This window comes from Flavobacterium sp. NKUCC04_CG, assembly GCF_019345525.1.
Taxonomy (GTDB): Bacteria; Bacteroidota; Bacteroidia; order Flavobacteriales; family Flavobacteriaceae; genus Flavobacterium.
This window is the reverse complement of sequence record NZ_JAHKRA010000006.1, coordinates 117,546-130,864: the sequence shown is the minus strand read 5'-3', so window position 1 is coordinate 130,864 and position 13,319 is coordinate 117,546. Positions and strand designations below refer to the sequence as shown.

Sequence of the window (13,319 nt, the reverse complement as noted above, 5' to 3'; positions counted from 1 at the left end):
TTTTTAACTAGTAGTTAACACTAAAATTGAAAGATTCTATTTAGATTTATAATATTATTAATCAAAAAAACAAATTGTTATGTCAAATCAATTAGGAAATACATTTATTGCTGTACTAGCTGGTGCGGCAGTAGGAGCTGGATTAGGAATGTTATTTGCTCCTGAAGAAGGAACAAAAATGCGCAAAAAACTTAAAAAAGGTTTTAGCCAATCTAAAGATGGTTTGTCTGATAAAATTGACGAACTGAAAAAGCAAGTTAAAGGTGTAGTTGAAAGAAAAAAACACGATTTCGAAGAGGGTTTTGAAGAATTGATTTCTACTACAGGTAAAAAATCAGAAGATGTTATTTCGGCTTTAGAGAAAAAACTAGCTGAATTAAAAAAAGAAGCTAGCAAAGCAGCTAACGCTAAATAATAACAATTAGATATGGCATTTGAAGAAGTAAAAGAGGATATCAGGGATATTAAGAGCAATGCGAAAGCATATCTTGATAGTAATATAGAATTCTACCAATTGTGGGGATTCAAAGTTATTACTAAAGCTACTAGTTTTATGCTTAAACTCTTTTTATTGAGTTTGTTCTCTATGTTGACTCTTTTATTTATTTCAATAGCTGCCGCTTTTGCTATTGGCCGATCTTTAGAAAGCTTTACACTAGGTTTTTTGATCGTCGGAGGGATTTACTTAATTTTGAGTTTAGTGATTTATTACTATAAAAATTTGATTATTGAGAAACCATTGATTAGAAAATTCTCAGATATTTTCTTTAACGACTAACCATTATGATGAAAAGACAGTTTAATTCTATAGAAGAAATCAATCGCGAACTAGAAATCCTCGATGTTCAAAGAGAATTGGAATTTCACCGAATGGTACAATCAATCGATGACTTAAAAGAGGGTTTTACACCTTTTAAAATATTGAAAAATACTTTTGGAACGGTGAGCTCGCTATTAAAAAACTCCACTGGCGTACAAACTTTCCTAGTTACAACGCTATTAAAATTTATCTTTAAAAAAAGAGCCTAATATCCCATTTGGATAGAAAAGTTTTTTGCAGATATAAAACGCCTCGATTATCGAGGCGTTTTTTTGTGTTTTAAAGCGATTTAAGTGATTTTTATATAATTCTGAATGAAGTATATACATGACCATTAAAAAAGTCTCATTCTCTTTTAATTGACCTAATTATATTTAGGTGGGTTACTCGTAACTACATGCTTCTAAAAATATAGCTTCCATTACGAATTGCTTTTTCCCCAGAAACAGCTTGACTATGCCTTTGGCATGGCCAACTAATAATATAAAAAAACGCCTCAGATTGAGGCGTTTTTCGTATTAAATGTTATAAGAAATCTACTTAACTCGTTTATAGTTCTTCGTCTTCAGATGTATTTTTCTTCTTTTTAGGAGCTCTTTTCATCGCTTCACCAACTTGGTTACTAGCCGTAAAAGAAGCCACCATATTGTTTAGCATATCGCTTCCCGCTTGTGGTGAATTTGGCAATAGGATTAGATTGGAGTTATTATCCGCACCAATGGCTTGTAAGGTGTCGTAATGTTGGGTTACTACAATTAAAGCCGAAGCTTCCTGTGAGTTGATACCCACTTTATTTAAAACGTCAACACTTTCTACCAAACCCCTAGCTATTTCACGACGCTGATCGGCTATACCTTGACCTTGCAATCTCTTAGATTCTGCCTCAGCTTTAGCCTTAGCAACAATTCTAATTCTACTTGCTTCTGCTTCATATTCTGCAGCCGTTTTTTCACGATCGGCAGCATTGATTCTATTCATCGCATTTTTAACCTGAATATCCGGATCTATATCGGTGATTAAAGTATTAATAATGTCGTAACCATAGGTTGTCATCGCTTCGTTCAATTCCCTCTTTACAGCTACAGCAACATCATCCTTACGTTCAAAAACATCATCCAGTTTTAATTTTGGAACCTCTGCACGAACCACGTCAAATACATAAGATGTAATTTGATCATGTGGATATTCTAACTTGTAATAAGCTTCATATACTTTCTCTTGAATTACTTTAAACTGAACAGAAACCTTTAGCTTAACAAATACGTTATCCTTAGTTTTTGTTTCAATAATTACATCAAGTTGTTGAATTCTCAAATTCACTTTTCCTGCAATACGGTCAATAATCGGTATTTTAAAATGTAAACCAGAATGTCTGATACTCTTAAACTTACCAAAACGTTCTACCAAAGCAGACGATTGTTGCTTAACGGTAAAGAATGAAGTCAATATGATGACTAATAGGAAAAATCCTAAAATGGGTAAAAACATAATTTAAGGCGGTTATTAATATTAATACTTGCAAATTATAAAAAAAATCCCGCTTTCGCAGGATTTTTTTTTATTTAACGAATTTTATATCTGCTTTCATACCCGGAAGTATCATTCCAGCTAATTCTGAATCTATTTGTTCTACTAAATTGCTATAGCGATTAACATCTATCTCGACTATTAGCGTGTTGGCAGTAATTAGTTTTACTTTTCCTTCTACCGGCACCCCAAAAATAGGCATCGTAAGGATTTCTCCATCCTCTGACCAAGGTCCAGTAGCTGTTGTTGCAGTGCAATTATCTTCATGTAAAATAAACTCCGCCATATAACCCACTTTCAGTTCAATCGTATCTTGATCACATCCCGCTTTATGTGGATAAACTAAATTACCTCCCGGAACTGGAAATCCAGAAATCGTAGCGGTAATCGTTGTAGGTGTCCATTTTCCTAAATATTTACTATCTCCTCCAGGCGGTACTTGATCATCTTTTACTTTTATTATAAGTATATTACTATCGGTATGATTCGCCTTCTTAGCGATTACACTATATTCTCCCGCAACTGTAAATGCATGTGTATAATCAATTTTAACGTCGTTGGCAAAGATTTCGGCATCCGTTACTGTTTCACCATCTTTTGTTACCTTAAAAGTTACCGTAGCATTTATGTTTGAAGTCGAAACATTAGCACTTAATACCAAACTATGCTCTACTACAACTATAGTAATGATTTTACTATCAGCGGCATTGGCTTTTTTTGCGATTATTTGATATTCACCTGCTGTCGTAAATGTGTGTTCGTAAGCAATTTTAACATCGTTGGAAAAAATATCAGCATCATTTATAGCAGTACCGTCTTCTAAGACCGTAAAAGTTACTTTGTCATTTACTTTTACCGTCGTATGAGCCGTAATCAATTCAAGTTGTTTCAATATTGGTTTGGGCGGAACTGGTGGAGTACTATCATCACTACTACAGCCTCCCAATACCAACGCAAACAGTATTGAAAATAAAAGTATTTTTTTCATATTTATAATTGTTAATTGTTAATGACCGCTAAAATATAAATAAATATGAAAAATAAAAACTAGTTTAACTCAATTGCTTTACTAATTCTAGCTAAAGTTTCCACTTTTCCTAACATTTCAATAATATCAAATAAGTGAGGTCCCTTTAATGCACCTACTAGACTTAAGCGCAAGGGCTGCATTACTTTGCCCATGCCTATTTCTTCAACTGCCAACCACTCTTTTACCGTGTTCTCAATATGTATTGAAGTAAAATCCTCTATTTTATCCAAAACAGTTGCTGTATCACGCATTAACTGACTCGTGTCTTCTTTCCAATTTTTTAAAGCTTTGCTATCATATTCTTTAGGAGCAACAAAAAAGAAATCAGACAAATCATAAAAATCACTGACAAAAGTCGCACGCTCCTTAACCAAATCAACCACTTTTTCAACATATGCTGTTGATACTGCAATGTTTTTTTCTTTTAATATAATTTGAAATTCCTCTGCCAAACTGTTGGTCGATTGCAATTTCAAATAATGTTGGTTAAACCATTTGTTTTTTTCTGGATCAAATTTAGCTCCTGCCTTATGAACGCGAGATAAATCAAATTTTTCAATCAATTCATCTAGTGAAAAAATTTCCTGATCTGTACCGTCATTCCATCCCAGTAGCGCCAAAAAATTTAAGACGGTTTCTGGATAAAATCCCTTTTCTCTATATCCAGACGATTTTTCCCCAGAAACAGGATCGGTCCAATTTAAAGGAAATACAGGAAAACCTAACTTATCTCCATCTCTCTTGGATAATTTTCCGTTACCAACCGGTTTTAAAATCAAGGGTAGGTGTGCAAATTTTGGAGCTTGCCATCCGAATGCAGTATATAACAATTCATGAAGGGGTAGGGAAGGCAACCATTCTTCACCGCGAATGACGTGTGATGTTTCCATCAAATGGTCATCTACTATATTAGCCAAATGGTACGTAGGCATACCATCGCTTTTAAACAATACTTTATCGTCTAATAAATTAGTATCAAACTTGATGTCTCCTCGAATCAAATCATTTAGATGCAAGGTTTGATCTGTCGGCGTTTTAAAACGTATAACAAATTCATCACCTGCTGCAATTTTGGACGACACTTCTTCCGGCGTCAATCGCAACGAAGTTTCTAAAACTTCTCTATTGGTATGATTATAAATAAAAGTCTTGCCTGCCTCTTCTGTCTCTTTACGCAATTGATCTAAAGCTTCAGCGGTATCAAAGGCATAATACGCCCAACCTTTTTCAACCAATTGATTGGCATATTCTCTGTATAATACTTTTCGTTCACTTTGTCTATATGGACCAAATTTTTCATTTTTTCCTATGGTTTCATCAGGAGGTATTCCCAACCATTCCAGAGCTTCTAATATATATGCTTCTGCTCCAGGTACAAATCTATTTTGATCGGTATCTTCAATACGAAGATAAAAGGTGCCCTGATTCTTTTTAGCAAATAAATAATTGAATAAAGCGGTTCTTACACCACCTATATGTAAAGGTCCTGTCGGACTGGGTGCAAAACGCACACGAACATCATTTGACATGGTCTTGATTATTTTTTACAAAGATACAATTATGAATCATGACAATAAATGGATTTTTAAATTTTCAATATGCAAATCCCCATTTACTCCTATACAAGGACTCTGTTGCATTTATAAAAATTAAACACTTAATAATCAATCCATTATAAAGACTACTAAAAAGTCTAAAATCCATTGTTAACTCAAATCAGTAATTACTTAACCATCAGTTAATTGTATGTTAACATAGAATGTTGATAAGTTTGGATAGATTTCAACAACTGTTTTTTGTTTATTCGGAAATATTTTCTAATCAAAATCACGAATTAGAATTCCAAATTTAGTTTCTAAAATTTGTTGTTTTGTTATGAGTTATAAATTCGAAGTTATCAACACTTATCCACAACAATACTTATTAAAATTCTATTACTAAAAAAAAATTCAATAGTTGTTGATAACTACAACACTTCATTTAAAACCAATGAGATACTTTTTTAAATAATGTGTATAACTAATGACAAGTTAGTATCTACTAGTTTCATCAAAAAGTTATTGTAGCTATTAACACACAATTAGAAGAAGAAATAAATTTAAATTTTAAAAAATATTTTTTTTCTATTATATATAGATGTTGATAACAATTTTTAAACAGAATTTAAAAGAAGTCTACTGACTAGATATAAGTAGTGTTTAATAAAAAAATCAGTTAGTCTGATTGATAGGATTTTTAAAATAATAGACGATACCCAAAGTTCGCTATAATAATTTTACTTAGGTGAATATGTAGCTCATAGTTATTAAAGCCGTTAACTTTTAAAAAATATCTTTTTTTAAGTCAATCTCGTACCGAAGTATTAGATGTAATATGTATTTAATTCCGTTTTGTAATTTGCGTATAAGCTTGTTTAGCAATGCTTGGCAGTTTTAAAAGCGTATTCTATTGTAAGAGTTTGAAATGCCTTGTTTGTTTTGATTTGTTAGATTGATTAGTTATCAACTTCGGTTTTGTTAAAAACAAATCATGATGTTGGTAAAAATTTTGAAGTGCAGTTAGTTTTTCGTGATTAATTCTAGCTGTGAAAGTAATTGCAATTATATTTTGAGCTGTAAATCTAGTATAGTTTAGTTATATATATGTAAGTGATTGAATAACAGTTAAGTAAGTGTTTTTTAATTTAAGTTTTTTTTTTATTTAGGGTTTCCTGTAATTTTTATTTTTCATCGTAACTTTGTCGCCTTTAGGTTTATTATTTAACTCCCTGTGTATGATTACTTTTAATTACGAGTGTGATTTTAAATTGGAAAATGAATCGGCCTATTCCGCATGGATAGAAAAGCTGATTGCTTCTGAGAATTTAAATGTAGGTACCATAAATTATATTTTTTGTGGTGATGAATATTTGCATCAGATTAATGTTCAATATTTGGATCATGATACCTTAACGGATATCATCAGTTTTGATTATAGGGAAGGAGATTCTATTTCTGGGGATATGTTTATTTCTATAGAGCGCGTTCGGGATAATGCATCGGATTACGAGGTATTATTTATGGATGAGTTACGTCGTGTGATGGCGCATGGTGTTTTGCATTATTGCGGTTATAAAGACAAGACAGATCGAGATGAAATGATTATGCGTGAAAAAGAAAATGAAAAAATGTCAATGTTCCACGTGGAACAATAGACCACTTTTTTTAATTATTAATTAAATGTTCCACGTGAAACAATGAGTTTATTTGAAGATATATATGATGTAATCGTTGTAGGTGGAGGACATGCCGGTTCGGAAGCAGCAGCAGCAGCGGCGAACATGGGATCCAAAACTTTATTGGTTACTATGAGTTTACAAAACATTGCACAAATGTCTTGTAATCCTGCAATGGGAGGAATTGCAAAAGGTCAAATCGTTCGTGAAATTGATGCACTAGGTGGTTATTCAGGAATTGTTTCTGATCAAACTGCAATTCAATTTAAGATGTTGAACAAATCAAAAGGTCCAGCTATGTGGTCGCCACGTGTTCAAAGTGATCGTATGCGATTTGCTGAAACTTGGAGATTGATGTTGGAGGGAACAGAAAATTTAGATTTTTATCAGGAAATGATTTCTGGTATTATCGTTGAGAATCACAAAATAGTTGGAGTAAAAACTTCTCTTGGAATTGTGATTAAAGCAAAATCTGTTGTATTGACCAACGGTACTTTTTTAAATGGTTTGATCCATATTGGTGAAAAACAATTTGGAGGAGGTAGAGCTGGTGAGAGTGCTTCATTTGGAATTACAGAAGATTTGATAAAAATGGGATTCACTTCTGGTAGAATGAAGACGGGAACACCACCGCGTGTTGATGGTCGTTCACTTGATTTTTCTAGAATGGAACCACAACCTGGAGATGTAAATCCAGCTAAATTTTCTTATTTAGATATAACCAAACCTTTGGTTGAACAACGCGATTGTCACATGACCTATACTTCGCCAGAAGTACATGATTTGTTGCGTGAAGGTTTTGATCGTTCACCTATGTTTAATGGACGGATCAAAAGTTTAGGTCCGAGATATTGTCCTTCGATAGAAGATAAAATCAATAGATTTGCCGATAAAGATCGTCATCAAATATTTGTAGAACCTGAGGGATGGAAAACCTGTGAGTATTATATCAACGGTTTTTCAACTTCTTTGCCAGAAGATGTACAGTTTAAAGCTTTGCGTTCGGTGGTTGGTTTTGAGAAAGTGAAGTTTTTTAGACCGGGTTATGCTATCGAATATGATTACTTTCCGCCTACACAATTAAAGCATACTTTAGAAACCAAGTTGGTTGAAGGTTTATATTTTGCTGGACAAATCAACGGAACCACCGGATATGAGGAAGCAGCTTCTCAAGGATTGATGGCCGGTATTAATGCACACTTAAAAGTTAATGAGCGTGAGCCATTTATTTTAAAGAGAAATGAGGCATATATTGGAGTATTGATTGATGATTTAATTACAAAAGGTACAGAGGAACCGTATAGAATGTTTACATCAAGAGCGGAATATCGTACTTTGTTGCGCCAAGATAATGCTGATTTTAGATTAACACCGATGTCGCATGCATTAGGTTTAGCTTCTGACGAACGCTTAAAAAGAATGCAAATCAAACAGAATGCTTCTGAAGCTTTTGTAGAATTCTTTAAGGAAACCAGTGTAAAGATGGAAGAGGCCAACCCTATATTATTAGAAAAAGGTTCTGCTCCGATGGTTCAAGCGGATAAAATGTTTAAGGTTTTCTCACGTCCCCAATTGGAATTGGAAGATATGTTGAAGTTTGCTAAGGTACGTGCTTATGTTGATGAGCACGAGTTAGACCAAGAAATTATTGAACAAGCAGAGATTCAAGTGAAGTATTCTGGCTATATTGAAAAGGAAAAGAATAATGCAGATAAGCTGACTCGTTTAGAAGATGTACGTATTCCTGAGAATTTTGATTATGATAAAATCAAGTCTTTATCTTATGAATCTTGTGAGAAATTAAAGAAGATTAGACCGGTTAGTATTTCTCAAGCGTCTAGAATTAGTGGGGTAACCCCAACAGATATATCTATTCTATTAATTCATATGGGTCGTTAATGTTCCACGTGAAACAATATGCAATTTTAAAAAGTGTAAAAGATAATTTTACACTTTTTGAGTTTAAAAAAGTTTTTTAAGATGAAGCAAAAAGAGACTATAACCTATATAGCTGTAAAGGATAATTCCGTTTCTAAAGAATCTTTTGAGTTGATTCAAGATGAAAAATATGGATTTTTAAAAACATTTCCGAAACCCTTAAAAGAGGATTTGAATCGATATTATGAAAGTGAAGATTATATTTCACATACCGATAGTCAGCGGAATTGGTTTGAGAAAATTTACCAAATGGTAAAAAAGAAAGCAATTCACAATAAAATAAAATTGATTAATAGCCATAAGAAACAGCCTGGGAAACTATTGGATATAGGGGCAGGTACTGGCGACTTTTTATTGGAATCTAAAAAAAGAGGTTGGGATACTTTAGGATTTGAGCCCAATTCTAACGCACAAAAAATACTATCTCAAAAGAATATAAAGCTCGTAGATTCCTTAGATGATGTGGCAACTAATTCTATGGATGTAATTACGATGTGGCATGTATTAGAACATGTATATGATTTAGAAATGCAAATGGAAACCCTTTATAGAATATTAAAAAGTGATGGTGTACTTATTATTGCGGTTCCCAATTACGAATCTTTTGACGCTAATCATTATAAAGAATTTTGGGCAGCTTATGATGTACCTCGTCATTTGTGGCATTTTTCTCAAGCATCCATGTTCAAATTAACGGATGCCTTTAACTTTAAAATAGTAAAGAAACATCCTATGTATTTTGATAGTTTTTATGTTTCCTTGTTATCTGAAAAATATCAGCACGGTAAAATGAATTTTATTAAAGCTTTATTTATAGGATTAAAATCTAATTTAAAAGCAAAAAAAGATTTTCAGTATTCATCTATCATTTATCAAATTCAGAAAAAATAGAAATTAAAATAGCCATCATTAAAAGTCTGCCAATTTTGAAAAACTCAAAATTGGCAGACTTTTTTTATGGACCAATACTGTTATCAATACTAATTTTTAAATGATGGGATTGTTATAAAAAATTTATCAGTTTGCTTTTTTACAATGGAAGTAACTAAATAAAAATTAGAAATTACAGTAGTATTTTTAAATGGGTCATTTTTAGGTTTGAATTTTTATGTTGAAAATATGGAGGACATGTATAAAACGAGGCAAAAGTTTTATTTTAAAATTTTGATTTTCCAATGCGATTGAGACGGTGTTGCGGTATTTATTTTTATTTTGAAAGGATTTTTTATAGTTGCAAAAATAGGGAAAAGCAAAACCAATAGTTTTTTTAAATTTAAAGCAATCTCGTTTTAGGGTATGAGGTAGTGAAGTAACTAAGGTAGCTTTTAAAAAAAGCGTAAAAAAAGTAATGCGCAATTAAGTAAGTTGAATTTAAAAAAGAAACCATTTCTTAGTAATCGAAAAATAAAGGAAAAACGATTTTTAAGTTGTTGAACAATTTTGGTCGATATTTAAAAAGCAAAAAGTTCATTTTACGGATTTCTATATAGAATTATACTTTTTAAAAAACATTAGGGTGTATGGTAATAGTTCCTATATAAAAATACTAAAAAAAGGCTATTTGTAAGTAAATATTGAATTTAAAGAACCTTGTTGAATGTTTCCTAAGCCAAGTGTAAAAGTATATAGATAAAAGCTAAACGTGTCTTAAAAGCCTTTATTTTGATCCATTTTTAATAGAATTTTCCTATTTAAATTAGATTTCCTATTAGAATTATCTATGTTTAAAAAATAGAGGGGTTTCGTGCGTAAAAATATTTTTAACTTAGGTTAAAAGTTTTTATTACATTTACCGAGTAAATAAAAAAAAAAGAAATGAAAAAAAGCATTTTAGTATTAGGCATGGTTGCAACATTAATTTCATGTACAGATAAAACAACGACTAGCGTAAGCGAACACAAAACGGCGTATATCGATACACAAAAATTGATGAAGGAATATGAAGAGACTAAAGATATCGAATCGAAATACAAAATCAAGTCCGATGAAATGGGTAAGGAACTAGAAGGTGATATAGCTAGATTTCAGTCGGAAGCTCAAAGTTTCCAAAGAGATGCACAAGCAAAGGGAATGGCATGGGCTCAACAAAAAGGTGCAGAGTTACAAAGAAGAGAGCAAGAGTTAGGAGCTAAACAACAAGGAATGGTTCAGACTTTGCAAATGGAGAGTGGAAAGGAGATGGATTCGGTTGTTAAGAAAATCAAAACCTATGTAAAAGAATACGGTAAGAAAAACGGTTATGAATACATTTACGGAACCGAAGATGCATCGACTATTTTATATGCTAAAGACGAATATGATTTGACTGAAAAAATTGTCAAAGAATTGAATTCAAAATATAAAGGTACAGCTACTGCTTCTGAATCAAAAGATGAAAAAAAGACAGAAACTAAAAAATAAATTTTTATATTTAAAACCTCCAATTATTGGAGGTTTTATTTTTTTAGTACCTTTTTTAGAGGGTAATTTGTAGGCTCAATACCAAGGCAAAATGAAAAGGATATCAACGGAAGCGAAATATGCGTTACAATTTATCAATCAAACCAATCGTTCGATTTTTTTAACCGGTAAAGCTGGAACGGGAAAAACTACTTTGCTTAAACAAATCATTGAAACCACACACAAGAATGCAGTAGTAGTTGCCCCAACGGGTATAGCTGCATTGAATGCAGGTGGTGTTACTATACATTCTTTTTTTCATTTGCCGTTTGCTGCATTTATACCCGATTCTCAATCTGTTCCTATTTTTTCTGATTCGGTTAAGTTTGAAAATCAAGTATCGTTGCGTCGTCATTTGATGATGAATAATACCCGTAAAAGTTTATTTCAAAATTTAGAATTACTGATTATTGACGAAGTGAGTATGGTACGTGCAGATGTATTGGATGCGATGGATTTTATGTTGCGTCGGATACGTAAAAACGAACAGGCCTACGGTGGCGTTCAAGTTTTATTTATCGGCGATTTATTGCAATTACCTCCAGTGGTTAAGCAAGTAGAATGGGAAATTTTAAAGCATTATTATCGAGGAAATTTCTTTTTCCATTCGCACGTTATTCAGAAAAACCCGCCATTATACATTGAATTAGATAAAATATACCGTCAAAGTGATGATCGTTTTATCGGTGTTTTAAATAATTTAAGAAACAATCAAGTTACTAAAAAAGACGTCGATTTACTCAATGAATTTGTACAACCGGAATTTGATTTAAAAAAACAAGCGGGTTATATTACTTTAACTACGCATAATGCTAAGGCAGATAATATCAATTTAGAAGCCCTTCAAGAATTGAAAAACAAGGCCTATACTTATTATCCAGAATTAGTAGGTGATTTTCCGGAGAAGATTTTTCCTTTGGAGGCAAAAATGACACTAAAAGTTGGTGCTCAAATTATTTTTATTAAAAACGATTTATCTTTTGAAAAGCATTTTTTCAATGGTAAAATGGGTGTTATACAGTCCTTGTCTGCCAACGAAATTTTTGTTCATTTTCCAGAAGAAAACAAAACCATCGAAGTAGAAAAATACGAGTGGCAGAATATTAAATATACCGTTGACAACAATACTAAGGAAATTCAAGAACAGATCTTGGGAACCTATACGCAGTATCCGATAAAACTCGCTTGGGCAATCACCGTACACAAGAGTCAAGGCTTGACGTTTGACCGCGCTGTATTAGATGTATCGCGCGTTTTCTTACCAGGACAAGCCTATGTGGCTCTTTCGCGTTTGCGTTCCTTAGAAGGGCTTATTTTGCTAAATCCTATTCAGATGAATGGATTGCAAAATGATGCAGACGTTATGGAGTACGCCAATCAAAAGGCAAATCAGGAAAAATTAGAAAGTGAGTTACATACTTCTACGCGGTTTTTTATTTATAAATACCTGGTTCAAAGTTTTTCATGGTTTGAATTGTCCACCCAATGGCGTCAGCATTTACAAACTTATATATCGGAAACGGATCGCAGTAAAAAGAAACAGTTTGAAGCTTGGGCACAAGTACAATCGCAAACCATGGATGGATTATTAATTCATTCCGAAAAATTTGTCAATCAATTGCATCAATTGTTCCACGCTGAACCACATGATTTTGCGTTTGTAAAAGAGCGGTTTGAAAAGGCTTACGCTTATTTTTTTCCGAAGTTAGATCGTATGGTTTTTGAAATTTTATTTACGGTCACTCGTGTAAAGAAGATGAAAAAAATGAAAGCTTTTTTCGAAGAGTTATCCGATTTAGAGAATGGTTTTATCAAAGCGATTTTGCAATTGATGAAGGCGCAATTATTGATGAAGGCACTATCAGAAGGCAAGGAAATCAGCAAAGAAAATTTATCTTCCCTTACGATAGGAGAATACCGTATCAATCATTTGGTTGCCATAGCTGAAATACTGCGCACGGGAAACCTGGATTTAGATGAAGACGATGAGGATGAAGGTTACTACGAAAGACCAGAAAAAGAGAAAAAAACGACCAAAAAACAAACCACAGAAATCACTTTAGAACTCTGGAGAGAAGCTAAGAAAATTGAAGAGATTGCCGAAATTAGAAAATTGACAGTACAAACCATATACGGTCATATGGCCAAACTAATTGCACAAAAAAGCGTTGAAATTAGTGATATACTTCCGAATGAACGGATAGCTGCATTGAAAAAAATCATGGATGCCAATACCGAATTGAGTTTATCCGAAATCAAAGAAAAAGTAGGTAATAAATATACTTGGGAAGAGCTTCGATTGTTTAAAGCATCGATTTCTTAAAAAGGCAACCACTTAAAAAAGCGAAGAC

Annotated in this window: 11 protein-coding genes; 8 read left to right on the top strand and 3 right to left on the bottom strand. The window is 32.8% G+C overall.

Annotated elements, in window-relative coordinates; translation table 11 throughout:
• The first annotated feature begins 79 nt into the window (after window positions 1–79).
• The 3 genes from KO524_RS06710 to KO524_RS06700 are packed head-to-tail and all read left to right on the top strand — an operon-like array spanning window position 80 to window position 1,029.
• Window positions 80–415 (top strand): YtxH domain-containing protein, encoded by a 336-nt coding sequence (locus KO524_RS06710; protein ID WP_219292134.1) that lies wholly within the window; start codon window positions 80–82, stop codon window positions 413–415.
• A gap of 12 nt (window positions 416–427) precedes the next feature.
• Complete coding sequence (locus KO524_RS06705) at window positions 428–778, top strand: competence protein (protein ID WP_219292132.1); 351 nt, start codon at window positions 428–430, stop codon at window positions 776–778.
• Between the two features lie 5 nt (window positions 779–783).
• Window positions 784–1,029, top strand: a complete 246-nt coding sequence (locus KO524_RS06700; RefSeq protein ID WP_219292129.1) for a DUF6327 family protein — start codon at window positions 784–786, stop codon at window positions 1,027–1,029.
• Between the two features lie 340 nt (window positions 1,030–1,369).
• Here KO524_RS06700 and KO524_RS06695 read toward each other — a convergent pair whose 3' ends face one another.
• The 3 genes from KO524_RS06695 to gltX form a co-directional block, all read right to left on the bottom strand.
• Window positions 1,370–2,308 (bottom strand): SPFH domain-containing protein, encoded by a 939-nt coding sequence (locus KO524_RS06695; RefSeq protein ID WP_219292126.1) that lies wholly within the window; start codon window positions 2,306–2,308, stop codon window positions 1,370–1,372.
• A gap of 70 nt (window positions 2,309–2,378) precedes the next feature.
• Window positions 2,379–3,335 carry a hypothetical protein gene (locus tag KO524_RS06690; RefSeq protein ID WP_219292124.1) on the bottom strand — a complete coding sequence of 319 codons (957 nt, stop codon included), beginning with the start codon at window positions 3,333–3,335 and terminating at the stop codon, window positions 2,379–2,381.
• A gap of 59 nt (window positions 3,336–3,394) precedes the next feature.
• Window positions 3,395–4,906: a glutamate--tRNA ligase gene (gene gltX / locus KO524_RS06685; RefSeq protein ID WP_219292121.1), complete on the bottom strand. Its 1,512-nt coding sequence runs from the start codon at window positions 4,904–4,906 to the stop codon at window positions 3,395–3,397.
• A gap of 1,244 nt (window positions 4,907–6,150) precedes the next feature.
• On the opposite strand from gltX, the gene ybeY reads away from it, so the two are divergent.
• From ybeY to KO524_RS06660, 5 genes are all read left to right on the top strand, one after another.
• Window positions 6,151–6,570, top strand: a complete 420-nt coding sequence (gene ybeY / locus KO524_RS06680; RefSeq protein WP_219292118.1) for an rRNA maturation RNase YbeY — start codon at window positions 6,151–6,153, stop codon at window positions 6,568–6,570.
• A gap of 42 nt (window positions 6,571–6,612) precedes the next feature.
• Complete coding sequence (gene mnmG / locus KO524_RS06675; protein WP_219292116.1) at window positions 6,613–8,490, top strand: tRNA uridine-5-carboxymethylaminomethyl(34) synthesis enzyme MnmG; 1,878 nt, start codon at window positions 6,613–6,615, stop codon at window positions 8,488–8,490.
• 81 nt (window positions 8,491–8,571) lie between these two features.
• Complete coding sequence (locus KO524_RS06670) at window positions 8,572–9,420, top strand: class I SAM-dependent methyltransferase (RefSeq protein WP_219292115.1); 849 nt, start codon at window positions 8,572–8,574, stop codon at window positions 9,418–9,420.
• Between the two features lie 924 nt (window positions 9,421–10,344).
• Complete coding sequence (locus KO524_RS06665; protein WP_219292112.1) at window positions 10,345–10,929, top strand: OmpH family outer membrane protein; 585 nt, start codon at window positions 10,345–10,347, stop codon at window positions 10,927–10,929.
• A 91-nt stretch (window positions 10,930–11,020) separates the two neighbouring features.
• Window positions 11,021–13,291: a helix-turn-helix domain-containing protein gene (locus KO524_RS06660; protein WP_219292109.1), complete on the top strand. Its 2,271-nt coding sequence runs from the start codon at window positions 11,021–11,023 to the stop codon at window positions 13,289–13,291.
• The last annotated feature ends 28 nt before the right edge of the window (window positions 13,292–13,319 follow it).